The sequence below is a fragment of the Mucilaginibacter lappiensis genome (assembly GCF_050433765.1).
Classification (GTDB): Bacteria; Bacteroidota; Bacteroidia; order Sphingobacteriales; family Sphingobacteriaceae; genus Mucilaginibacter; species Mucilaginibacter lappiensis_A.
The window spans coordinates 139,771-164,176 of sequence record NZ_JBNPWP010000006.1 but is presented as its reverse complement, the minus strand read 5'-3'; the positions used below and the strand labels follow the sequence as shown (position 1 = coordinate 164,176).

Here is a 24,406-nt window from a genome sequence, read left to right as displayed (position 1 = left end):
AATGTATATTATTCAATACTCTTGCCCCGCATAGCCGTGCTAATAGCCTGATCCATCAGGCGCTCAGCAAACGGACGCGTAAATTCATTTATTTCGTCAATACGCTTCAATATCAGATCCTTATCGCCAGTGGCTATAGCAGCTTTTAAAGCCGTCAGATGCTCATTGGTTTTTTCGGTTTCCTCAGTTGTAACGTAGCTGCCGTTCTTTTGCAAAAACCGCTCCACAGTGTAAACCATTTGTTCGCCTTCGGTGCGGGCCTCTATCAGCATACGCTGGTTTACATCGTCTTTTGCGTAGGTTATGCTGTCCATCAGCATTTGCTCCACCTGCTCATCAGTAATGCCATAAGTGGGTTTTACCTCCACCTCCTGCTTTACGCCCGAGCGCAGTTCAATGGCCTGTATGGTAAGTATACCATCAGCATTCAGCAAAAAGTTAATATCCACCTTGGGGAAACCAGCCGGCATGGAGGGGATCCCTTTCAGATTAAACTCGGCCAGTTTACGGTTCTCTTTGATCAGATCACGTTCGCCCTGGTAAACGGCAATTTTCATGTTCACCTGTCCATCAACCGAGGTTGTATATTGTCTGCCCCCTTTGGTAGGCACTTTAGAGTTACGCGGGATAATGACATCCATTAAACCGCCCATGGTCTCGATACCTAAAGAAAGCGGGGTAACATCCAGCAATAAAATATCTTTACGATTACCGGCCAAAATATCAGCCTGTATAGCAGCGCCCAGGGCAACCACTTCATCAGGGTTCAGATCATCATGTACCGGGCGACCAAAAAATTCGGCCACCATTTTTTTCACCAACGCTGTACGTGTAGAGCCGCCAACCATAATTACCTCATCAATCTGGCTGATGGCCAGTTTAGCATCCTTCAGCGCGTTTTGGCAGCAGGTAATGGTTTGCTGTACCTTGGGTAATATCAGCTCCTCAAAAGTGTTACGGTCAAGGGTGCACCAGATATCCCCTATTTTTTCGTTAAACAGGCTTTGATGGGCAAATGCTTTTTTGGCTTCTTCGGCTTTAAGACGCAATTGCTGGGCCAGCTCGTTATTGGCTATAATTTCGGCCTTGTTCAGGTTATTTTTTTCTATCCAGTAATCAACAATGATACGATCAAAATCATCACCACCTAAAAAAGTATCGCCATTGGTTGCCAGCACTTCAAAAATACCGTTCTGTATTTGCAGTATAGATACATCAAACGTACCACCACCAAGGTCATATACGGCTATAGTTTTTGTTTCCTCGGGGTCAAGACCTATACCATAAGCTAAACTCGCGGCGGTTGGTTCATTTACAATACGTAATACATCCAAACCGGCCAATTTACCCGCATCACGTGTGGCCTGCCGCTGCGAATCGTTAAAATATGCAGGTACCGTAATAACCGCACGGTTTACCGGGGTTTTTAGGGCGTGCTCCGCACGGGCTTTCAGCTCCTTTAATATCAGGGCCGATAGCTCTATCGGTGTATAAAACTTATCGCCAACTTTAATCTTTACCAGGCTTTCGGTATCATCATCAATAACCTTGTACGAGAAAAAATCTTTATAATTTTCAATATCATGGTAGCTGCGGCCAAGCAAACGCTTAACTGAGAAAACGGTATTCTGAGGATCGGTAACTAAAAATTCTTTGGCCTCATTACCCACCAAAATATCGCCGCTTGGGCCAAAATGCACTACTGAAGGCACTAAAACACCTTTGCCTGTATCATTAATTACATGCGGGTTTTTATCCGGGTTGATGAACGCCACAAGGGAGTTTGTAGTACCCAGATCAATACCTACAATAATATCTTCTTTTTGTAATGAACCTGTTGCCAGGTTGATAGAAACTTTAGCCATCGTATTAACTTAACAAGCCGCAAATGTACTTAGTTTTGATTGATGGTGTGTCTTTTCAATCTCGAATTATGTTTTTTGTATGAATCGGGATTTTGTCTGAACCGGGATTAAACAGATTAAGGGATTAATGGGTACCAACCGTATTTGTCATCCTGAGGAACGAAGTATCTATTCGTGAACATGTATATCGGTAAATAGATTTTTCACTGTGTTCAAGATATAGTTCTTCGCTCCTCAGAATGACAAAATTTTATTGAATCCGGGCAATCCCTTAATCCCTCCAAATCCCGGTTCAGACAATTACACCGCTACAGATTCAGCCGATTTAACCCGGGTTTCAGCCACTATTAATGACAGCAGCAATATCAGGCCGATTGCAAAAAAGCAATCAAGTACCAGAGCCGAGTCGCGCATTTCGTGGGTTAAAGCCTCTACAAAGCCAAAGGTGAATAAGCCTACCACAATAGACAGCTTTTCGGTAACATCATAAAAACTAAAATACGAAGCCGTATCCGGAATATTCTGAGGAATGTATTTGGAAAACGTTGACCTCGACAGCGACTGCACACCTCCCATAACCAATCCTACTATAACGGCAGCCGCATAAAACTGGTGCGCATTTGCTACAAAGTAAACGCTCCCACATATAAGGCACCAGATACCTACTATACCTGCTAATACCTTGGTATTACCGTACCTGGCCGACATTTTTGCCGTTATAGCCGCGCCGATGATGGCTACAACCTGTATGATCAGGATGATTGCGATCAGGTCTTCTTCCGGCATTTTTAACTCTTTGGCCCCAAAATTAGCAGCAACCAGCAAAATGGTTTGCACCCCTACCGAATAAAAGAAAAAGGCTGGCAGAAAGCGTTTTAACAAAGGTAGTTCTTTTACCTTCTTCCAAACTTTGCCCAATTCCTTAAATCCGCCCGTTAAAACATTATATTGATGCGAATCTGCATTAGGCTGTCCTTTGGGCAGCAGGTAAAACGCGATGAACGAGAAACCTATCCACCAGATACCTACTATGAGAAATGATAAACGTGCAGCAACATCATCAGTAATACCAAATGTTTTGGGCGACAATACAAACACAAAACAAAGCACCTGCACCACAATGCTACCCGCAAAACCATATATGAAACCTTTAGCACTTACCGCGTCCTGCTGATCTACAGTGGCTATTTGTGGCAGGTATGAGTTATAAAACACAAAACCACCGCAATAACCTATTGATGCCAGTCCATAACAGATCATACTGAATGTAAACGTGTTCATGGTAAAAAAGAACATACCGGCACAAGCCAAACTTCCCATCCAGGTGAACAGTTGCATATATAGCTTTTTATGCCCCTTATAATCGGCGATAGAGGTTAATATAGGCAGCATAACCACTATAATGAGATATGACAATGCCAAAATGTAAGTAGAAAGTACAGTATTGATGTATCGATGACCAAAAAAGGTTACCATATCGCCATTCTGTTTATTGGCGGTGATGGCCACATAATAAGCCGGGAATATGGTAGAGAGAATAACCATATTATAAGCCTGGTTAGCCCAATCAAACATGGCCCAGGCCCAAATGGTTTTCTTATTATTTTTAGCTGCTTCCATGAAACTTTTGAATGATTATTTTATACCGTAATGATCATTCATCAGTTTTACAAAAATAGAGCCCGGCAATATGGCTTTAAGTGTAGGCACAATAGTTTGCCCAAGTGCGCCTACCAGGTAGTTGTGAGCGGGGTTAGCTTTGGCTACTATTTTACAAACCTGTGCTGCTACTTTACCAGGATCGCCACCAATGCTTTCGTCTTTTTCCATGCTGGCTACAGCAGCTTCAAATTCTTTTTTAAGTTTTTCGTTTGGCAAGGTAAATGGTAATTTTTCACGGCTGCCGGTAAAGTCTGTTTTAAAATCGCCGGGATTAATCACCGATACTTTAACACCTGTATTTTGCAGCTCCATGCGCAGGCTTTGTGAATAACCTTCAATAGCAAATTTTGAGGCACTGTATAAACCCTGGTATGGCAAGCCAAACAAACCTGCCAATGAACCTATGTTGATCACCAGACCCTGCTTTTTTTCGATCATGCCGGGCAAAACGGCGCTGCATACCCGTACCACACCAAAAAAGTTCACTTCAAACTGTTTCTTAGCAGCGTCAACGGGCATGGCATACAGTGGCCCTGTAATTCCGTTGCCTGCATTGTTCACTAATACATCTATCTTCCCTTCGGCTTTTATAATTTTTTCGATCGCCGCATTTACCGATGCATCATCGGTAACATCCATTTGTAGTGGGGTAAATGATACATCCTTTATACGTTTTATATCGCGGCTGGTGCCGTAAACTGTATGTCCCTGAGCCGAAAGTGCATTGGCCGTAGCTAAGCCTAAACCAGATGAAGCCCCGGTTACCAAAATTATTTTTTTCATTTCTTAATTAATATGCAATGATTTTTGTGCCTGATAATTTGAACCGTGAAATTATGATTTATCGGCCGACAAATTTAAAAATATTGCACATTAAAGAATGTACCCTAATTTGGGGATTTACAACAGGTTAATTTAACAAATCAGTAATGTTGATAAGGCCGGTTTCTCATAGAACAGCAATGTTTTTCATCATTTTAAAAAAAGTTTTTTTCTTTGAAATATAACTGCCACCTTTGATCATCAGATGATATGATGAATAGCATTATTAACAAAAGATCACTTGCCGAAGAGGTTGCCGAACAACTGCGTGCAGCTATTGCCGCCAACAACTACAAAGTGGGTGAACAACTCCCTATTGAGCCCGAATTGATGAAACAATTTGGTGTTGGACGTTCATCTGTGCGCGAGGCCATCCGAATCCTGGCCAATTCGGGCTTATTAAGGGTACAACAGGGTGTTGGTACTTTTGTTGAAGCCCATGTGGGTATTACAGAACCATTTCATCAACGTTTAAAACGTGCCGAAGCGCAAGACCTTGACGAAGTGCGCCAGTTGCTTGAAATGAAAATAGCCGAAAAGGCCGCTGCCAACCACACAGATGCCGGTATCAAAAAGATAAAAGCCATGCTTGATAAACGAAACGCCCTGGCAAAAACAGGTCCGTTGGAAGATTGTATTCAGGCTGATATTGATTTCCATATGAGCATTGCCGAGGCTGCCGGTAATCCGATCCTGACAGACTTATATCAATCATTTTCATTACAGCTTAAAACCTGGTTTTTAAAGATCCATGTTAATATGGATAAATTTAGAGAAACTGATATGTTACATGAAGAGCTTTACGAAAGCATTAAGGCCCGAGATGGCAAAAAAGCCTGGAACTGTATTACGCAAATTATAAAACGATAATTTTTTTACCTTAAATCATCAGATGATATGACGAATAATTCAATAGCCCAACCTTTGGAACAAGCCAAATCCATAGCCGAGAAAACGGTGTATTCCATTCTTTTTACCATCAGCCTGTCGCATTTGCTAAACGATATGCTGCAATCTCTTATACCCTCTATTTATCCGCTGGTTAAAACAAAGTATAATTTAAGCTTTAGTGATATTGGGCTCATTACACTAACCTATCAACTTACAGCCTCGCTCTTACAACCTTTTGTAGGCATGTATACCGATAAAAAGCCCAAACCGTATTCTTTGTCGATAGGTATGGGTTTCACTTTATTGGGTTTAATGTGCCTGGCTGTTGCCTCTGGTTTTTATTGGTTATTGTTATCAGTAGGCCTAATAGGGATAGGTTCATCTATCTTTCATCCGGAATCATCAAGAGTAGCGCACCTGGCATCTGGCGGCAAAAGAGGATTGGCACAATCCATTTTTCAGCTTGGTGGCAATGCGGGCAGCGCTTTAGGCCCGTTACTGGCTGCATTAATCATAGTTAGATTTGGGCAGGGCAGTGTAATGTGGTTTTCATTATTTGCCTTATTAGCCATCATCATTTTGGCGTACATTGGCAATTGGTATAAGGGTGCCATCATACCTAAAACAAAGGTTGAGAAGGTACAGGTTGAAAAACATCCTTTTTCTGCAAGACGGGTTTCCATTTCTTTAGGGATCCTGATCGTGCTCATTTTTTCCAAATACTTTTACCTGGCCAGCATGACCAGTTATTACACTTTTTACCTGATAGATAAGTTTCATCTGAGCGTGCAAAGCTCACAAATTCATTTATTTATTTTCCTGGGTGCGGTTGCGGCAGGTACAATGGCCGGTGGACCACTGGGCGACCGTTTTGGCCGTAAATACATTATTTGGATATCCATACTTGGGGTTGCTCCATTTACCATGATGCTACCTTATGCCAATTTATACTGGACAACCATCCTTTCCATGATTATTGGCCTTATCATTTCTTCGGCTTTCTCGGCCATATTGGTTTACGCACAAGAGCTGATGCCTGGAAAAGTGGGTATGATAGCCGGTCTGTTTTTCGGGTTTGCTTTTGGTATGGGCGGTTTAGGATCTGCCGTACTTGGTAAACTGGCCGACAGTACCAGCATCAATTATGTTTTTCATGTATGCGCATATTTACCATTGATTGGCATCCTGACAGCGTTTTTACCTAACCTTGAAGTAAAAAGAAAGAAAATTGCCTGACAATAAGACCAAAACAACATTACACATAAATACCCGGGTAAGCTAATTTCCGGGTATTTTGTTTGTAGTTTACTTAATAGTAATCAGGTTTAGGATGTAGGGCTAAATTTATTTTCTGAGTGTTAGAATAATTAAAGCCGTGTTCAGCAAAAGTAATGCAGGTTGTGCAAACGTTGTAATAGTGTTTATCTTATCGTTACGTATAGCGCGCCTGTTTTGTTCAACATAAATAATATCCTGGTTTTGAATAATAGTTGATGGATTTGATAAAGCAGCAACATCATCCAGATCAACCTCAATTATTTGCTTGCTTTGCAGCCCCCCGCCCCTTAAAATTTTAACCTTCTTTTCATTCCCTTTTTCTGTAAGGCCGCCCGCTTCGCCAAGTATTTCCATCAGGGTAGTTTCATCTTTCAACAGCGCATAATTACCTGGTTTTTTTACCTCGCCCATCAAGGTAGCTTTTAAATTGATAACCTTAACTTCAATAATGGGGTTTTTAAGTACATTTTGACGGTAGAGGTCATCTAACTTTTTTGATGTTTCCAACCTTGATAAACCAGCAACCGGCACCCTACCTATTACAGGTAAGGCAATAGTTCCGTCGCTTTCTATCTGGTAATCCAATGCCTGTGAACCACTTCCTGATGCCCCCTGATCAGCCACCCCGGTTGAGGAGGCTTCGTCAGTGATCAATTTAATACTTTGCAGGTTCCTTACCTGCAGTATATCTCCTGTTTTAATTTTATATTCAGTCGGTTTGTAATCATCTATTTTAACCGGCGTTTGCTGTTCCCTGGAATTTCTTTCAAAATATCCCTGATTTTGCTTGTATGAACACGAACTTAAAAACACAACAAGTACACTTACCGCAAAAAATACCGGCAAATAATTTAATGGTTTATTTATATACATATTTATGAATTTTCTAAAAGAAACGATACCTCAGTTCCAAGCTCCTTGGGTTGATAAATTTTTACGCGCGCTGACACTATAGATTCAAAATGATCTGCATAGGAGTTGATAATGGTTTCGCAGGTATAATTATCTATTATCTTTTGTTTATTGTTTGCCAGTACCTGCAGGTAACGCGATTCGCTTTTGTTCCCGGTAAGTAAGTGGTAAGTAATATCATCGGCATTAGAAAAATACAAAGCATCATTCTGAAGAATAGCACGGTTAAACTTATTATCATTGGAGCAAATCAGGCTATTGGAAGCCATTGCTTCAAGTAATGATGGGTTGGTACCCCCAACTGTGTGGCCATGAAAATATAAATTAGAATAATATCTCAAATTATTGAGTTTATTCATATTATAAATACCTTCGCAAAATATAATATTATCAAAATAACTAAATTTTGCTCTTAGATAGGTACCATAATCATTGTTGGTGCTACCTATAACCAAAAACTTCCGGTCGGTATCGGCTTTAACCACACCATCTAAAATTGTTTCAATACTATTTTCAGGTTCCATTCTGGCAATCAGCATATCGTATTGATTTACTTGCAGCTTATACTCATCAAGCACAGCAGTATCAGGCTGATCAAATATTTCGGCACCGTAGGGTATATAGCATGATTTTTTGTTGTATTTATTCTCGATATACCTTTGTATCTCTGTAGAATCGGCAATTAAAAAGTCACTGTATCTAACAGCAAGTTTTTCGGCAAACCGTAAAAATGCCTGAACAGGTTTAGCATATTTTGATCTTGTCCACTCCAGCCCGTCCATGTTGGTAGTAACAACTGCATTTCGGGGTAAAAGCCATCCCCATACCGAACTGCTGGTATATCCTAACTGAAGGATAACGTCGAACTTCTTTTTCCTTAAATCTTTTATACAATTATAATCGTACAAGAACTGCCCTATTGTTCCTAATTTGTATTCAGGATCATGGCAATGGCATATTTCAACAGAATTCCAGGTTTTTTCCTGATAAGGGTGGTTATGAGAGTTGTAAACCACCACCTCATAACCCTTCCTGACTAAGCCCGCCGCTAAATATTCGGCGCATTGTTCAAAGCCGCCGTAGTGGTTCGGAATTCCCCTGGTTCCGATGATAGCTATACGCATAATAATATATATTTAATACTTTTATTAAAAATGAATCAGTATTTCAAGGCTCGGGTCATCAGTTAATTCTTTTGATCAAACCATGTATAATTATACGCATAAACACACCCAAAAGCTGCGTTTTTAGGCCATGTGAATAAACGGGATGGATAGAATTGTAGTGAACAAAATAAATAGAGAAGTGAACGGAATGAATGAAAAATATAATATTTTTTTATAAAAAAATTATTATACTTATGCATATTACTCGCCCGAAATAATAACTAACAAACAATGATTAAAGTGTTAAAATTCCTAAGGAGGATCAATCTGAAAACCATCATCTTTAACTTTAGATATTTCCCTTTTAAAACAGCCATAAAATTTCCGGTTTTAATATCCAGTAATGTTTTTTTGTACAAAACAAAAGGCCGGGTAATTATTAATGCTCCCATAAAAACCGCCCTGATTCAAATTGGCTATGGAGCTATTGGCATAGCTGATTTCAAGAGGTCAAGAGCTATATGGGAAGTTTACGGTGATGTTGTTTTTAATGGAAGAGCATTTATTATGCATGGCTGCAAAATTAACGTTGCAAAAAATGCAGAACTGATTATTGGTGATGATTTTAATATGAGCACAGAATGTGCGCTTGTTGCCGCAAAAAAGATTGAGATTGGCAATCACAGCGGTATATCATGGGAATCATTAGTTATGGATACTGATTTTCATCATATTGCAGATGAAACAGGAGAAGTATTTAATCATCCAAAAGAAATTATTATTGGCGATAACGTTTGGGTGGCTTGTAAGTGTACCATTTTAAAGGGAGCAGTAATACCATCGGGCAGTGTTGTGGCCGCAAATTCATTGGTTACTAAAAAACTGAGCGGTGAAAATTCTATTTTCGGCGGAAACCCGATGCGGGTATTAAAAACAGATATTAAATGGTGGTATTAAATGCTAAATGATTGGTAAAACCGCATCACTTAGGTTATAAATAAGCCCTTCGTTTCGTTTAGTTATTTGTTTGGCAGGTACACCGCCTACCACAGTATAAGGTGGTACACTTTTGGTAACAACTGCGCCCGCTGCAACTACAGCCCCCCTGCCAATTGTAACGCCGGGTAATATAATGCAGCGTGAGCATAGCCAAACATAATCTTCAATAATTACGGCCTGCCCTATCTGAGCAAAATTAGCATCATTATAGTCATGATGAAGTGTCCATATCATTACCTCATTACTAATATTTACATTACAACCAATGGTTAAACCCATCCGGGCATCAAGCAAAGCATTGTGTCCTACCACACTACCCTTGCCTATTTTCAATTTCCAGGGGCTCCGGATCTCGAACCCTCTGTATATACCAACCCGCCAGTTTATTTTTGCTTTTAGTATCCGCAGTAATAAAATTCGCAGTGTATGGAACGGTAACCAGCCAATCACCTCACAAATGATATAAAGAAGCGAACCTTTGAATTTATTGAAATTGTTCCTGATCATTATAATATTTTACAGCTTAAAAGTTACACCGGAATTTCCTGGCTAAGCAGTTCACCTCGTTTTTTTAATACCCGGCCGGGTACCCCAGCCACTATAGAATGTGGGGCAACGGTTTTTGTAACAATGCTGCCGGCCGCAATTACACAGCCTTCGCCAATGGTTACACCGGCCAGTATGGTTACACCAGCGCCTATCCAGCAATTGTTATTAATAAAAACCCCGTTCCTGGTTACTCCCTGGTCTTTTATGTTAACATTACAATCAGAAAAATTATGGTTTTCAGAAAAGATCTTAACACCGGGCCCTATGATCACATTATCGCCAATTTCAATTCCTCCCTGACCACCTAAATACGTACCGGCATTGATGCCACTGTTATTGCCTATAATTATCCCCTTACCTTTTTGTGCAATTACGCCGGTACATATCAGCGTACAATTACGGGCAATGGATACATTATTCTTTATCATGATCCCCTCGGCCGACAAGGCATTGATATAAACATTATCCTCAATGATGAGGTTTTTACCTGCAGTGAACAAATACGTATGATTAATTACCACATGCGACCCTATAAATACCAGGCCGCTTGATTTTTTGAAAAACAACTTTTTCCAGGCGCCGCGCGATAATTGCGTGCCCCTATCCCATAAAATAACTGACAACTCTCTGAAACTATAGTTGTTTTCGAACTTATACTCAGGATTGTTCTTGAGCTTGCGTATTACGTTTTCAATTAATGTATGCATCGCCAATTAATTTTAGTATTCCGTTTGCTGATATTTGCCAGGAGAACTTTTTAGCATGATTTATCCCGTCCGTTACCTTTTTATTATACAGGTTAACATCGTTCAATAAAAAGTTTATCTTTTCTGCTATATCCTCCGCGTCATCAGGATCAATATAAATGGCCGCATCCCCACAAACCTCGGGCAGTGCAGTACGTTTTGATACAATAACCGGCACACCACATTGCATGGCCTCTAAAGGTGGAAGGCCAAAACCTTCAGCGTATGATGGGAAACAAAAAACAGTGGCATTAGCATAAATTAAATACAGGTCGCTCTCTGGTACATGACCTGTGAATATTATCCTGTGTGCAAGACCTTCTTCTGTAATATGGTTCTTCAATACGGTTATATCATTACCCAGTTCACCAACAATTACCAGTTTTATCGCTTTATCATCGAGCATATTTAAGGCGCTCACCAGGCGGGCAATATTTTTGCGGATGTTTACCCGCCCAACATATAACAAATATTTGGAGGGCAAACGGTATTTAAGCGCTAAAGCGTTCACCATTTCGCCAGGATAATTTGCTAATGTTTTAAAGTCGCGGTTAATGCCGTGGTATACAACCGCTATCCTGTTTTCACTGGCTACTTTATTTTTTACCAGCCGCTCTTTTTCTGAATTTGATATGGTGATGATCATATCGGCCCTGGCTGCCAAACGTTTCATCTCTTTGAAATACCTCAATTCTGAACCTGAATAATATTGGGGATAGTCTAAAAACAAAACATCATGTATGTACACTATTTTACATAGTGCCTGCGGCCACAAACTGCTAAAATTTTGATAAAGCATAGCTTCCAATCCATATATGCGTGCAATCCACGGTACCAGTAACATGTTTGATAACAGGTTTGGAATTACCGGCAAAAAAATGAGCTTTACATGAGCCGGAAAATAATCAAGTGCCTGTTTTTTAAAATCCCTGGTTATAAGCAGGTAAAGCTCAAATTGTTCATCATTGTTATTTACCATTTCGTTCACCAGGTTTTTTACCACCATATTACCACTTGGCGGCCCCTTGAAGAACCATTTGGCATCAATGCCCAATTTTATTTTTTTATGGTGATTTACTAAAAGCATATCAGGCAGTTATGGAGGTTTGAATCGATGATGAATTAAAACGCCTGCCGTGTGCCAGGATAGCATGGTTATATATATTATTCAGTTTAGATAATCTTTTCTCCCAGCTGTGTTCATCAGCACATATCAATGTGGTTTGTGCGCGTTCCACCAGTTCATGGGGGCTTCTGAGCAGTCTGTTTAGTGCACGGCTCATATTACCAACCATGGCGTTATAAGTATCCGGCTTTATTTTTATGCCGCATTTGCTGCAGATCACGTCGCCCATGCCACAATGATCAATGGTTAAAGTTGGTACGCCATAGGTCAATGCTTCAAAGATCACAGCCGGATTATCTTCGGCTATACTGGTAATGATGTGCACATGAGCGGCAGACATGATGTGGATGGCATCTTTACGAGGCAAATGACCATGCCACACAATACGATCCTTTAAGTTTAGCTCAGCAACTTTTTCCTGTAGTTTTTCCATTAAAGGCCCATTGCCCAATACGTTAAGTATCCAATTCCAATGTTTAACACCGGCCAATGCATCTAAGCACATGGCAAAATTCTTTCGTTCAATAAGGCTGCCCGACCAAACCAATTGTACCTGTTGCCCAATGTGGTCAAATTTTGCCTCGTCAAGGAACGTATGGTTTACAATGCCCTGTTCGGGCAAATAATAACTTTCAATGCCAAATTTTTCCCAGATGATTTGCTGTCCTGCCGATGTAGCAGCTATCAAAACATCAGCTTGTGAAAATGCTTCTCTAATCCTTTTTGAGTAATTGATCTGAAAGTGATTGATCGCATTTTTAACTGAAAACTTTATCCTTGTTAACAATGGCTTGCCCTTTAGCAATTCCTGATTAATGATATTCATCCCTCCTATAGGCCCCCACACCATGGGTTTATTCAGCTTTGCTAAAAATCCGGGCTCCCTGAACCCTATTGGCCCCAATTGGTGTACTACATCTATATCAACAGTTTTTAAAACCTGGCGCGCGGCCTTTAATGCCTTTTTTTGCCACAGATAATAAGCAAAGTAAAAAAACCATCCCAAACCCACTTTATTGAGCATATTGATGCATGTAGCAAGGCGCCCACCCTTTACTTCAATAAAAGTAACAGATGCCAAAGGGGTATCTTTTATATAATTCCTGAGGGTTTGCGTATCACCCATATGATCATCAGACATGCCATAAAGCACCCATAATTCATGCTGACTGGCCAAATGTGTTACGGTATTCCAGGCGGCGCCATACTCTGAACCTTTAACCGGAGATATGGCATAAGCGGATATGAGGATCTTTTTTTCCATTACAGGGGTATTTATTTTAGGGTATCAGTTTAATTGTGTGCGTAGTGGGTCTTTATAAAAATATTTCCATCGTAGCCTGTTTAAATAATTAAATATCCATGAATTGAAATAGCTTAATCCCTTCAGGTGCCTGCGCATTACAGCCAGCTCTTCCCGGTGCATTTTTACGGTATTACTACTTACTCCATCAGTGCGCATATAAGCCACTGTTTCATCGATATGTTTAATTTTGAATCCGTTATCCTTTATCCTTAGGAACATATCAAAATCCATGGCTATTTTTAAGCCGGTATCATACATACCTACTTTTTGATAAACTTCCTTTTTTATAAAGCAGGTAGGGTGCATAATGTACATCCCAAAGTTTAGCCAGCTCACCTTGCTTTTTTTGCTGCGTTCAAAACCGTTTTTCCCAATCAGCATAATATTGCCACAGCACACATCATCATTTGCCGATCTGTTGTTCATCATAAGCTCTACGGCATTTAGTGCATACCAGTCGTCTGCATTGATCATTCCGATCCAGTCGCCTGTTGCCATTGCTATACCTTTGTTAAACCCATCAGCTATACCTTTATCGGGTTCACTTATAAAACGGGCGATCCTGTCCAGGTACCTGTTAATGATTTTTATTGTTCCATCGGTTGAACCACCATCAACAATAATATACTCCAGGTTGGTATAGGTTTGATGAATAACACTCAATATGGTATCTTCAATGGTAGCCTGTGCATTATATACTACCGTAATAATGGTTACTTTGGGGGTATCTGCAAGTGTTTCCATATTTATATCAGTAAGCTTTTGCGTATTCAAGAACAATAGCCTTTTCACGTTCCTTTAGCCTGAAAACCAGTGAATTAAAATTAAGATAGCTGTAACCCAGCGTAATCATTATAATGCACATTTCTACATTAAAAAGCGCGGTTACAATGTAGTTGGTAAGCAATAAGCTAAAAATGCAGCCAATAGTAAGGGCAGCAAACATCCTGATGGCTGGCTTACCTTTCGCATCCGCGTATTTTTTCCAGTTTGTAATTATCAAACCAAAAAACACCAGAATATAGGTTACCACACCCACTATACCTGTTTTTACCAGAATATACAACCAGCCATTATGCAACACCGGGATGTATTGAAAATCGGTATCCTCGCCCAGTCTTACAAAGGTTTTGAGGTCAATTAATTTACCCAGACCACCAAATATCCAATCTTTTGTATCGCCTTCCGCGTACCCTTTAAGCGCCATGAATGATTCATAACCACGATACTTCAGGTTGATATCTTGTTCTGTATTATAATCGCCCATTTTAAGTTCATTAAATGAGCCCAGCATTTTGCTCATAAATGTTTCTGACGAGGTTGCCTTAAAAATATCAGTAGGTATCAGGAAGGCGATCATGATCATCACAAATATTGTAGGTATTACCCACATCTTTTTTACTTTATCGGCAACAAGCAGCAGCATAAAACACCCCATGATGATAACATAGGTGCGGGAAGCACACATATAAACGCCAAAAGCATTTATAGCCACAAATAAATTAAACCAGCGCGATCTGAATAACCTGATGTTAAACTTCCAGGTAAATAACAGGCAGGCTAATGCTATTGGCGGTCCGGGTGCACCTATAATGCCCATAGCATAATGCGCAGAGTACGGGTCGAGCAGAGCGCCAAACCCCATATATGATATGGATATGCCCGTTACCATTACAGAGGTAAGCACCCCTGCAAAAACCAGTGTTTTTAAAAACGCTTCGATATCAACGCGGCAGGCAAGCACAATTCCGGCCAGTATAAATAATACCGGGATGGCAAAATAGTAAAGGTCTTTTAAAATGAGATAATTACTGTTTTGGTAACCGGCTATTAACCCAAGTATAGCAGGCAGCAATAAAGCTGCAAAAATCCTGGTCGTCTTTATTACTGCCAAATGCTGCTTTAACGGCATAAAAATAATTACCAGCGAAATGCCTAACACAATGGCCTGCACATGGAAAAACGAAGCCAGGATCAGGATCAGCAATAAAAATGGATATATCCGGTTGATCATTTTAAATATCTGTTTTAAACCCTTGCATAATCATACTTGTAATTATCACGCACATACCTGGCCGGGTTGCCGGCCCAAACCTGTTCATCAGGTATATCTTCAAACACTACCGAACCAGCGCCTACTATGGAGTTTTTACCAATGGTTACTCCTTTTAAGATAGTGCTGTGCCCACCTATAAAAGCACCATCATGTACAATTACCGGCTTTGATTTTACACCATCCAGCCTTTCGGGATAACTGTTCCTCATCCTGGCATCCAGCGAATGAAAATCAGTATCGTAGATAACCGTATTGATCCCTATTTTCACGTTGTTGCCTATACTTATTTTATTATGGCATATTAAAGCTACCGATGTAACCCCTACATTATCGCCAATGGTGAGTTCACCCCCTTTAGCAACCACAAAATAGCACTGCTGCTGTCGCCCGCCCATAGCATGATATTTACCACTATTAAACCTGAACCTTTTGCCTATTGAAAAACTACCTTTCATATTAATATCCAGTATTGGGATACCAAAACCTATAAAATCACGATGGAACTTTACCCCGTTTAAGTAAAACTTAAAACTGCTGATGAGCCATGAATATATACGCGCTGTTTTATAGTAAACAACCCGTAATAGTCTGTATAACTTTCTGATAACATACATAGGTCAAACCGCTTTAACGTGTTCTACTTTAGTGGGCTCCATAAAATCTTCTATATTCCAGAATCTTGAAATATTGCTTTGTACCCAGGCTTCATCATTGTTCCACCACGCTGTTTCCTGCAGATATTTTATCTGTACATCATCAAATCGTTTTTTAATAAGCTTTGCCGGATTCCCCCCAACAACTTCATAAGCGCCAACATCCTTAACTACTACCGAATTGGCGGCTATAACAGCTCCATTTGCAATATTTATCCCATCAATGATAATTGCATTGGCACCAATCCATACATCGTTCCCCAGGGTTACAGATTGGTGGTTCTTAAATTTTTGCTCTGTACAATAGTTTTTTAATAAGTTACCCTGATTGTTAAAAGTAACCGGGTGCGTACTTACAAAAACCGAAGTTGGGTGTTTACCCGGAGCCATCTTTACATTAGGCCCAATAGAACAATACCGCCCAATGGTGGTATATAAAATATAGCTATAGCTGTTTATGTAAGAAAAATCGCCAAGTGTGCAATTACTTACCACACAATGGCTGCCTATTATATTATACCTGCCAAAGCTGCTGTTATCAATTGTGCTTAAATAGCCTATCCTGAAATGTTTGCCCCAATACCGTACCTGGTAGGTTACCTTACATTTAAGCCACTTAAAATATTCGCCCAAAGGGTTCATCATAAATGTTTTGTCGATGTATTCTTTCATACTTTTTGTTATGATAAACCCTTGCTTAGGCGTTAAAAATACCCGTAGCGGTTTTATTAATTATTTTACCTGCCTGAACCGAAAATGCTATGCCCATAATGATAAACAGAATAGCATTTGCAAGTGTTACACCCGCAATTCCAAATACATTACCCAGCACAATTGCCAATGGAATGTTTAAAATGGCCCCTATTGTAGTTAGATATAACTGTAGTTTTATTTTACCTATCCCGTTTAAAAGCTGAACATATATAGCTTGCCAAATATTGGTTATGGTATATAAGCACATAGCTATTGATAAGGTTAAAGGAACTGTAACACTTTTACCCAACCATAAACTGTAGATAAAGGGCGAAACAATAAGCAATAATACCGTGCAAAAGCTCAGCGCTACCCACAGCTTATTTATTTTGTTAATGGCATTTTTGATCCATTCATAATCGTTTTTAATATAAGCTTCGGTAAATGCGCTCCAAAATGGTGTTATCACAATAACAAAAAGCATCAGCACTATAGAGAAAAGCTTATATACCACATTAAAAGTGGTTACTTCCTTTGGACCAAATAACTGGGCGATAACAATATTATCAGTTTCGTAAAATACCAGCGCGCATATTTGAATAATAAAAAATCCGCCGCCAACACTTAACAACTCCTTGGCGTGCCTGAAATTTATATAGCTTATAGTAGGCGCAATTTGTTTATAACTGCCTTTATAAAACCATATACTCCCAGCAAGGAGTGCTATTAAAGGTACTCCTGCTATAATAATAACCAAATCTGTTAAAGAACCTTGTTTGTGAAACCTAATGAGGCATACTATGGCTACCAATGTTAATACCTGAGCTACCAGGTTTAAAAACGCAAACTTAGCCGGGGCCTGGTTGGCTGTTAATACCGTATTGATAAGCTGTATTACAAACTGAAAGCAAAAAAAAGCGAATATGATCAATACCAAATGGTTCAGATCGGTACTGCCCTTATCCTGAACGTTTAAGATGCGGTGCCATTTGATGTATGGATTAATAAAATAGAAACAAATGAACAGCAACAGCGAAATAACGATCAATATAGCATAGGTTGAGCTTACATAACTGCGGGCCTTTTGAACATCGCCCAGGGCCATAAATTCTGCCAGTTTGTTTTTAAGTCCGTTCCCTAAGCCCATATCAAAAAGAGCAGCCCAGGTTATTAACGAGCTTAGTGTTAACCACATACCATATTGTGTTGGATTAATATAGTTTATGGTTAACGGAATTAGTGTAAGAGATATAATGACACTGCCGCCTTTTAAAAATATCGATTGAACAATATTTTTTTTTGCCTTTACCGAACGTTCATGCCCCCTGTTAAAAAATTGATGAAGATTGCTTTGTATAACCTGTAACATAACCATTAATTTTAATCGGGCGCCTTATTTTGCTTTTGTAAAAATAGAGGACAGCTTGTTGTTCTTTTCTTCGATCATTTCATAACCATAATGGCCATAACCATGTCCATAACCCGTAATGCCATTCTTTTTAAGCTCTATATCATTCACGATCAAATAAAGATGTTTTGCTTTCTTTGATTTATGCAGGTCATTTACAATACCTAATTGCGATTTATAGGTATAGTTTTGCCTTACTACGTAGCAAGTGATGTCAACAAACTCCTCAATGATCAGGGCGTCTGATACCAGCCCTACCGGTGCGCTGTCAATGATCACATAATCAAACTTTGTCCGCAGATCGTCTATTAATATTTTCAACCGGTCATTCATTAACAGCTCGGTTGGATTTGGCGGAATGGGCCCTGATGAAATGAAAAAGAAATTCTCGTTAAAAGTGGATGGCTTGATGAGGTTACAAATATCCTCTTCGGCCGAGATCACATAATTGGTGAAGCCATAGTCATTGTCGACCCCCATATTTTTTAACAACCTGGGCTTACGGAGGTCAAGTTCAAGCAGTACAACTTTTTTACCCGACATGGCTATTGAATTTCCCAGGTTAAGGGATATAAAGGATTTCCCCTCACCGCTCATGCTCGAAGTGAACAGGATCACATTTGATTTTCCTTTTTCTGTTACATACTTTAAGTTAGTACGCACAGCCCTGATCTCTTCGGAAATGATGGAGCGAAAATCATTGTATATCAACAATTTATTCTTGTTCACATTTCTGCTTATTTCGCCCAATAAGGGTACACTGGTGTGTTTTTCGATATCAGATTTGCTGTTGATGCGGATATTAAGCATCTCTTTTATACTTAAACCGGCAGCAGGTAAAAATATACCGGCAAACAAACCAATTAAATATATAACCGATTGTTTAGGGGCATAGGGCTTTTCGTCACTTTCGGCATTATCCAATATGCGGCAACTGGAAATAGTCGCGGTTTGTGAAATGGCGGTTTCTTCTCTTTTTTGAAGCAAAAACAAATAAAGGTCCTGCTTTAAACTTTGTTGCCTTGAATAATCTAAATAGATCCTTTCCTTAACCGGGGCATCAGAAATTTTACCCTGAATAAATGAGTTTTGTTTTTGGAATGCCGATTGTGAAACCTGCAAACTATTACGGAAGCTTTTTATACTGGCCATCAATGATCTTCGGGCCAGTTCAATTTGCTGATTAAGATTTTGGATGATATTGCTGTTATCCGTGAGGTTTAATTTTAGTTGCTCCCGGCGCAAAAGCATTTCATTGTAAGCATTAATGGCCGAGCCAAATGCAACATCTTTTGTTATCAGTGAGCTGGGCACAACCTGTGGATTGTTGGCATCATTAACATATTTATACAGATCATTTACTACAGCCAGCTGTACAGAGTTATCATTAAGTTTACTCTGATACTGATTTGCCCCTTCAACAAGAGCCTTTGACTGTGCATTAATATCAGATATTTTGTTCTGTACCTTATACTGCTCCAAACTTTTTTCAACCTTGTTCAACTCGGCTCCAACAACAACCAGGCGGGTGTCAATAAACTTCATGGTGCTGTCTGCCTTACGTATCTTGTTAGATAAGTTACTTTGCAAATACATCTGCATCAATGTTTGTAATATCAGTTCGCCCTGATCAGGGTTTTCATAGCTTAGCTGAAGATTAATAACAGTAGCCTGTTTATCATCCAGGCCTGCGTTCAAATTTCCGGCAAGGTCATTTTCGGCCTGCTTTAATGACTGAATCCTCAGTTTATAATCGCCAGATGGTTTAAATTTGTCGGTTTTATTCAGAGTTACTGTGTATTGATTAAGCTTAACGGGTTTGCCAAATACTCCGTTAATATCCAGATCTTCCTTGCTGCTTTCCAGTTTAAAGCTTTGATCATTCAGTATCTTAACTTTGTATTTGATCAGTTTGATATTTTTCTTGTTATTGGTTACCGCTACAGTAAAAGGGGCATCTTTATATAATTCAAAGCTCTGTAATCCGTTATCGTCCAAAACATGAATATTCAGGTCGAGCTTGGCAACCACCCTGTTTAAAAGGCTTGTTGATTTTAATATCTTAACCTCATTATCTGCATTGCTCTTTACATCAAAAAGTGAGGCAAGGTCAGCATTCAAACCATTGGTTAGGGCCTTTGCAGGTGTACCCTGATCATCTTCAACTATAACCTTACTAACAATGCTCCATTGATTTGGATAATACTGAATATAAATGAATGCGGCTATTGAGCATACAACAATACTCGATACAAAAACGTACCAGTAGTTAATGCATAATGCTATTAGCCCTCTCACATCGCTGGGTCCTTCTTCTTTTTTGTATGTAAAATCAAGTTTTTCGGCCAAAATATCTGTGTTATCCATCTGATTTTTTAATGTAAGTCAATGTATTGTGGTAGTCTTTTTACTATTTATTATAAAGAATAATTAATACCCTTATGCGTACCAAATTGTCAAGTAATACGGGTTTAGATATGGGAAAGTTAAGTTGGAAATGGCTATTTAAAGGCAAAACAGACAGAATGAACAATGTGAATAAACTTATAATAATGAATAAAATAAACACATGCGATGTATTAGCATAATATATATATATGTACTAATAATAATCTTTTAGGAGACCCTGGCTTTAAAAAAAACTGAGAAATGATAAATAGTATTTTAAACGATAAAGTGGCGTTAATCGGAGTTGTTTTAGCAACTGTTACGGGCATTTATGGCGTTTATAAATTAAGAAAGTTAAATGTTAAAGCTTCAGGCGGTATACTTACTGATGAACAATCAGACCTGTTGGTGATGGGAGTTTTTCATGTACTGATCTGTGCAATATCTATTTGTTGTCTGTTATAAAAGCAGCAAGCGAATGTATTTGCGGTTGTAAACCGGCAATATGTACATTACGACTTAAACTCTTTTACGTAGCTATACCAGCCCTCCTTTGCGCGTATATCCCCCCTACTGTATACCCGTGTTCATTTACTGAATAATCGGTCAAACATTCATTTCGTTCACTTAAGAGATGAATAAAACGTTCGGCTATAAATTTACATACATTCATAAACTTATTAATTAACCTACAGATCAACTAAACCTATAATGCAGGGAAAGTCATGTTACGATCACAACAAATTGATCAAACAAACTTCGTCCTGATAGTTTTATAATATGGCAGTCTTCTCATCACAGCTATTTGAATTATTAAAGTCATACGTTTTAGCCAACTCTCATCTTACACGTATAGAAGCCAGTGATTGTAAGGTTCTTTCTGTGCAAATTAGTATTAAAACAAACCATACCGTAAGCGAAACCACTTTAAAACGTATATATGGATTTGCTCTTAGCAAGTTTAAACCATCGCTATTTACTATTGATGTATTATCAAACTATTGTGGTTATAAGGGGTGGGAAGACTTTTGCGAAAAACAAGACAAAGAATCCCTTAAAACAAATCATGAAAATGTTGATTGGAACTCTCTGAGCCATAAAGCTGCAAAAATTACAAACTTTACATTGCAAGCCTTAAAAAACAAATCGGGTATTCCTTTTAATCAAAGTATAAAAAGGAATTTTCTTGATAAACATTTTGATGAGTTTTTAAAAGGCGACTATGCCGCAACCATTTTGACTGCCCCCCCGGCTTATGGAAAAACAATAGCGCTATGCCATTGGGTTGATGAGAAACTGGCTTTAAACCTTACTTCGGACAATAGCGATATCATTTTATTTTTTAGCAGCAATGCCTTAATGAACGTTTTAATTAGCGGTAAAGATTTTAATGATTGGTTATTGGCATTATTAGGTTATACGCTCGAAGAAGATATTATATCATTATTAGATAGCAACAAACATAAAGAAGGCAACTTTTATCTGATCATTGACGGCCTGGACGATCACATGTTTAAAAATAACTGGTTTCAGCTTTTGCTTGATCAGTTAATGGATATTTTTTCTTTTTATCAATTACACAGATGGTTTAAGCTGGTTTTAACTATGCGTTCATCAAACTGGATCAATAACCGGCATATGCTGGATTATGAAAATCATAAATGGTTTATCGGGGCAATTACCGATAAACAGATGAATAGCAACGTTCCCCTATTTAATTTACAGGAAATAAAAGATCTGTGCTTCAAAATAAATCCGGAAATTCAAACACAGATAACTGCCGAGGTTGCAGGCAGCTTTAACCATCCACTTTATTTTCAATTTTATTATAAACAATATAAAGACAACTTCTCACTTAACAATATTGATCATACCAGTATCTATGATCTAATTTCAAACTTTATACTTAATAAAATTTACCTGGGGCATCATGCTAACGAGAAAACATTGCTGCTGAAAGGCCTTATAGAAAACATGGACTTTAAAAAGCGGGAATATGATGTGGATAAATTAAAAGTAAACAGTTTATTTAATCAATACAGCCAGGCATACAGGGAGTTACTAAGCATAGGTTTTTTAAAGGAAACAAATACAAGCAGCGATTCGCAATTTAACACCTATGTGCAATTTGGGAACAGTAATTTTTTAGAATTGGCCATAGCTAATAAATTGCTTCAAGATAATAACAAGGTATTTGATGCCCATTTAATTAAAGCTATTAACCAATTATTCTTTAACAATGAACTCAAGGTTGCTATTATTAAATGGTGTGTTATGCATGCCGTTAAAAACGGGCAGCTGGAAAATATTTCACTTTTATCCAAAACCGATCTTAACGCTAAAGAGAAATCAGAACTGATCATTTTTTTGGGAGACTTGCTCAATAAAACTTATTCGCTTCCAAATAATGCAGGCACAACAGTCAATTACTTTAAACAGGATTGCAGTGACGGATTGTTTTATTACTTTTTGGGGTTGGAATTTATAAATACGGATTACAAAAAAACATTGCAAACCTTACTAAAATTTGAACTATCCAATCATAAAAAGATCTTAACCTATACTGGCTTGGCAATTACTGCCATCCTTCAGTTAGATATGGCCTCATTAGAAGGGTATTTAACAAAACTCAACAACTTTTCGCCCGAAGATTACCAGCAATTCACGATCAGCCCTTTAGACTGCCTTACTGCGATATATTACTTTTTAAAATATGGCATGATTAAAAAGGATTTCTTTATTAATATAACCCGTTTCTATTTTAATCCCCCAAGGCAAAACGGATATTTAAATTATACCCCTACAAATGATCTTATCTATTTATTGGCGGGCTTCACGCTTTTAATATGTCAAAAACCACGAAAAATGTTGCGGTACCTGAATGTACTTCAAAAACTATATGCTAAAGATTCGGAAGAAGTTACCAGTTATACCTTTTTTTTTAATATCCTGACTGCCGACGCGCACTTTTTACTGGGCGAATTAAAAGAACTTAAAGCTATTCATGATACTATTTCTGAATTGTTTAAAACAAAAGAAAACTCATTTACATCGTCCATGAAACTGGCATTTTATAGCCTCAAAATTAAAAAAGCAATACTTAACAATGATTACGCCGCCATTCCCGGTTATTTAAAATATTTAAATCAGGCTGCTGATAAATCCGGGAACAAGTTTTCAAAAATATTTACAATAACCCTATTGATCAGTCAATCTTCTATTATAAAACAAGATCCCGCTTTTTATAAACAATTAGCTTATAATAACGCCAGGATACTACGCGAATGCGGTTTAAGCCCCGAAACATTCTCAAGGCAGGATTCTTTCAATTAACCTATCAATTTGTTTATTCTTTAAAGAAAAAGAAAGGCGGCTTCAGCCAACTTTTGATCTTTTTAGTCACTGATAAAATAATTAATGTGTTAAGATTAACCTCCATATGATGGTTTAACAGCCTTTTTTTGCTCTGCCAGGCAAGTTATTTCATGCATATTATATATAATAATCAATTATTTTTAAACAGAAAACGTTTAAGTAGATCAACTACACTCTAAATCTAACAATTAAGTCTAATTTTAAATCACTGTAATTTTTAGTTATAGCCATATAACCAATTACAGGTTAAACCAATTTATAAACAAACAATAATTAATTAAAATTATTAGGTGTAACTATATATCCAATAATTTAAGGCGACAGTATAAATAATTAATAAATACCATATAATCAATTATTTACAAATAATAAAATCATCAAGCAGCAAACATCGCAAGTAATAATTAAAAAGATTCTTGTTCTATTGACGATTTTATAACATCTACCTTAAGCTGTTTACAATGAAAAATTTAGGTTATTTTAAACCCACAATTCGTTTGCTGCTTACTCAACCAATTAGAAATCCATTTTTAAATAGTTGTTAATTTCTAATTAAAGGAAATATGATTAC

At 38.3% G+C, this 24,406-nt stretch carries 20 protein-coding genes; 5 read left to right on the top strand and 15 right to left on the bottom strand.

Features of this window, described 5'->3' with window-relative positions; translation table 11 throughout:
• Positions 1–8: 8 nt before the first annotated feature.
• The 3 genes from hscA to M2273_RS19080 all read right to left on the bottom strand — a co-directional run bounded on the left by hscA (position 9) and on the right by M2273_RS19080 (position 4,310).
• On the bottom strand, positions 9–1,865 hold the full coding sequence (gene hscA / locus M2273_RS19090; protein WP_429399357.1) for a Fe-S protein assembly chaperone HscA: 1,857 nt from the start codon (positions 1,863–1,865) through the stop codon (positions 9–11).
• Between the two features lie 300 nt (positions 1,866–2,165).
• A complete protein-coding gene (locus M2273_RS19085) occupies positions 2,166–3,485 on the bottom strand; it encodes an MFS transporter (RefSeq protein WP_429399356.1) in 1,320 nt (439 codons plus the stop codon).
• A gap of 15 nt (positions 3,486–3,500) precedes the next feature.
• Positions 3,501–4,310 (bottom strand): SDR family oxidoreductase, encoded by an 810-nt coding sequence (locus tag M2273_RS19080; protein ID WP_429399355.1) that lies wholly within the window; start codon positions 4,308–4,310, stop codon positions 3,501–3,503.
• Between the two features lie 249 nt (positions 4,311–4,559).
• Between M2273_RS19080 and M2273_RS19075 the strand changes: the two genes are divergently transcribed.
• Positions 4,560–5,219, top strand: coding sequence for a FadR/GntR family transcriptional regulator (locus M2273_RS19075; protein ID WP_429399354.1), 660 nt, complete (start codon positions 4,560–4,562; stop codon positions 5,217–5,219).
• A 27-nt stretch (positions 5,220–5,246) separates the two neighbouring features.
• Positions 5,247–6,476: an MFS transporter gene (locus M2273_RS19070; protein WP_429399353.1), complete on the top strand. Its 1,230-nt coding sequence runs from the start codon at positions 5,247–5,249 to the stop codon at positions 6,474–6,476.
• A 108-nt stretch (positions 6,477–6,584) separates the two neighbouring features.
• Here the strand turns inward: M2273_RS19070 and M2273_RS19065 are convergent, their stop codons facing one another.
• Positions 6,585–7,391, bottom strand: coding sequence for a polysaccharide biosynthesis/export family protein (locus M2273_RS19065; RefSeq protein WP_429399352.1), 807 nt, complete (start codon positions 7,389–7,391; stop codon positions 6,585–6,587).
• Positions 7,392–7,393: 2 nt separating this feature from the next.
• Positions 7,394–8,554 carry a DUF1972 domain-containing protein gene (locus M2273_RS19060; protein ID WP_429399351.1) on the bottom strand — a complete coding sequence of 387 codons (1,161 nt, stop codon included), beginning with the start codon at positions 8,552–8,554 and terminating at the stop codon, positions 7,394–7,396.
• Between the two features lie 273 nt (positions 8,555–8,827).
• Here M2273_RS19060 and M2273_RS19055 point away from each other — a divergent pair, with 273 nt between their 5' ends.
• Complete coding sequence (locus M2273_RS19055) at positions 8,828–9,493, top strand: acyltransferase (RefSeq protein WP_429399350.1); 666 nt, start codon at positions 8,828–8,830, stop codon at positions 9,491–9,493.
• A gap of 3 nt (positions 9,494–9,496) precedes the next feature.
• On the opposite strand, the gene M2273_RS19050 is transcribed toward M2273_RS19055, so the two are convergent.
• From M2273_RS19050 to M2273_RS19005, 10 genes are all read right to left on the bottom strand, one after another.
• Positions 9,497–9,769: a DapH/DapD/GlmU-related protein gene (locus M2273_RS19050; RefSeq protein WP_429399570.1), complete on the bottom strand. Its 273-nt coding sequence runs from the start codon at positions 9,767–9,769 to the stop codon at positions 9,497–9,499.
• Between the two features lie 296 nt (positions 9,770–10,065).
• Positions 10,066–10,791, bottom strand: coding sequence for an acyltransferase (locus tag M2273_RS19045; RefSeq protein WP_429399349.1), 726 nt, complete (start codon positions 10,789–10,791; stop codon positions 10,066–10,068).
• Positions 10,775–11,917: a glycosyltransferase family 4 protein gene (locus tag M2273_RS19040; protein WP_429399348.1), complete on the bottom strand. Its 1,143-nt coding sequence runs from the start codon at positions 11,915–11,917 to the stop codon at positions 10,775–10,777. Before M2273_RS19040 ends, M2273_RS19045 begins: the two co-directional genes overlap by 17 nt.
• A gap of 1 nt (position 11,918) precedes the next feature.
• A complete protein-coding gene (locus M2273_RS19035) occupies positions 11,919–13,220 on the bottom strand; it encodes a glycosyltransferase family 4 protein (RefSeq protein ID WP_429399347.1) in 1,302 nt (433 codons plus the stop codon).
• Between the two features lie 24 nt (positions 13,221–13,244).
• Entirely contained in the window at positions 13,245–14,006 is a 762-nt protein-coding gene (locus M2273_RS19030; RefSeq protein WP_429399346.1) for a glycosyltransferase family 2 protein, read from the bottom strand.
• A 7-nt stretch (positions 14,007–14,013) separates the two neighbouring features.
• Positions 14,014–15,276, bottom strand: a complete 1,263-nt coding sequence (locus M2273_RS19025) for a hypothetical protein (protein WP_429399345.1) — start codon at positions 15,274–15,276, stop codon at positions 14,014–14,016.
• Positions 15,277–15,290: 14 nt separating this feature from the next.
• Positions 15,291–15,932 carry an acyltransferase gene (locus M2273_RS19020; RefSeq protein WP_429399344.1) on the bottom strand — a complete coding sequence of 214 codons (642 nt, stop codon included), beginning with the start codon at positions 15,930–15,932 and terminating at the stop codon, positions 15,291–15,293.
• A gap of 3 nt (positions 15,933–15,935) precedes the next feature.
• Positions 15,936–16,643, bottom strand: coding sequence for a CatB-related O-acetyltransferase (locus M2273_RS19015; protein WP_429399343.1), 708 nt, complete (start codon positions 16,641–16,643; stop codon positions 15,936–15,938).
• A 25-nt stretch (positions 16,644–16,668) separates the two neighbouring features.
• Positions 16,669–18,033, bottom strand: a complete 1,365-nt coding sequence (locus M2273_RS19010; protein WP_429399342.1) for a lipopolysaccharide biosynthesis protein — start codon at positions 18,031–18,033, stop codon at positions 16,669–16,671.
• Between the two features lie 24 nt (positions 18,034–18,057).
• A complete protein-coding gene (locus M2273_RS19005) occupies positions 18,058–20,439 on the bottom strand; it encodes a GumC family protein (RefSeq protein WP_429399341.1) in 2,382 nt (793 codons plus the stop codon).
• A 282-nt stretch (positions 20,440–20,721) separates the two neighbouring features.
• On the opposite strand from M2273_RS19005, the gene M2273_RS19000 reads away from it, so the two are divergent.
• On the top strand, positions 20,722–20,925 hold the full coding sequence (locus tag M2273_RS19000) for a hypothetical protein (protein ID WP_429399340.1): 204 nt from the start codon (positions 20,722–20,724) through the stop codon (positions 20,923–20,925).
• 315 nt (positions 20,926–21,240) lie between these two features.
• On the top strand, positions 21,241–23,793 hold the full coding sequence (locus M2273_RS18995; protein WP_429399339.1) for a hypothetical protein: 2,553 nt from the start codon (positions 21,241–21,243) through the stop codon (positions 23,791–23,793).
• The last annotated feature ends 613 nt before the right edge of the window (positions 23,794–24,406 follow it).

Bases quoted from the DNA above. Each gene is read 5' to 3' on its own strand.
- M2273_RS19030 (WP_429399346.1), bottom strand. From the start codon at position 14,006: ATGGAAACACTTGCAGATACCCCCAAAGTAACCATTATTACGGTAGTA.
- M2273_RS19015 (WP_429399343.1), bottom strand. From the start codon at position 16,643: ATGAAAGAATACATCGACAAAACATTTATGATGAACCCTTTGGGCGAA.
- M2273_RS19020 (WP_429399344.1), bottom strand. From the start codon at position 15,932: ATGTATGTTATCAGAAAGTTATACAGACTATTACGGGTTGTTTACTAT.
- M2273_RS19005 (WP_429399341.1), bottom strand. From the start codon at position 20,439: ATGGATAACACAGATATTTTGGCCGAAAAACTTGATTTTACATACAAA.
- M2273_RS19055 (WP_429399350.1), top strand. From the start codon at position 8,828: ATGATTAAAGTGTTAAAATTCCTAAGGAGGATCAATCTGAAAACCATC.
- M2273_RS19080 (WP_429399355.1), bottom strand. From the start codon at position 4,310: ATGAAAAAAATAATTTTGGTAACCGGGGCTTCATCTGGTTTAGGCTTA.
- M2273_RS19085 (WP_429399356.1), bottom strand. From the start codon at position 3,485: ATGGAAGCAGCTAAAAATAATAAGAAAACCATTTGGGCCTGGGCCATG.
- hscA (WP_429399357.1), bottom strand. From the start codon at position 1,865: ATGGCTAAAGTTTCTATCAACCTGGCAACAGGTTCATTACAAAAAGAA.
- M2273_RS19025 (WP_429399345.1), bottom strand. From the start codon at position 15,276: ATGATCAACCGGATATATCCATTTTTATTGCTGATCCTGATCCTGGCT.
- M2273_RS19070 (WP_429399353.1), top strand. From the start codon at position 5,247: ATGACGAATAATTCAATAGCCCAACCTTTGGAACAAGCCAAATCCATA.
- M2273_RS19040 (WP_429399348.1), bottom strand. From the start codon at position 11,917: ATGCTTTTAGTAAATCACCATAAAAAAATAAAATTGGGCATTGATGCC.
- M2273_RS19065 (WP_429399352.1), bottom strand. From the start codon at position 7,391: ATGTATATAAATAAACCATTAAATTATTTGCCGGTATTTTTTGCGGTA.
- M2273_RS19075 (WP_429399354.1), top strand. From the start codon at position 4,560: ATGATGAATAGCATTATTAACAAAAGATCACTTGCCGAAGAGGTTGCC.
- M2273_RS18995 (WP_429399339.1), top strand. From the start codon at position 21,241: ATGGCAGTCTTCTCATCACAGCTATTTGAATTATTAAAGTCATACGTT.
- M2273_RS19035 (WP_429399347.1), bottom strand. From the start codon at position 13,220: ATGGAAAAAAAGATCCTCATATCCGCTTATGCCATATCTCCGGTTAAA.
- M2273_RS19060 (WP_429399351.1), bottom strand. From the start codon at position 8,554: ATGCGTATAGCTATCATCGGAACCAGGGGAATTCCGAACCACTACGGC.
- M2273_RS19050 (WP_429399570.1), bottom strand. From the start codon at position 9,769: ATGATATGGACACTTCATCATGACTATAATGATGCTAATTTTGCTCAG.
- M2273_RS19010 (WP_429399342.1), bottom strand. From the start codon at position 18,033: ATGTTACAGGTTATACAAAGCAATCTTCATCAATTTTTTAACAGGGGG.
- M2273_RS19045 (WP_429399349.1), bottom strand. From the start codon at position 10,791: ATGCATACATTAATTGAAAACGTAATACGCAAGCTCAAGAACAATCCT.
- M2273_RS19000 (WP_429399340.1), top strand. From the start codon at position 20,722: ATGATAAATAGTATTTTAAACGATAAAGTGGCGTTAATCGGAGTTGTT.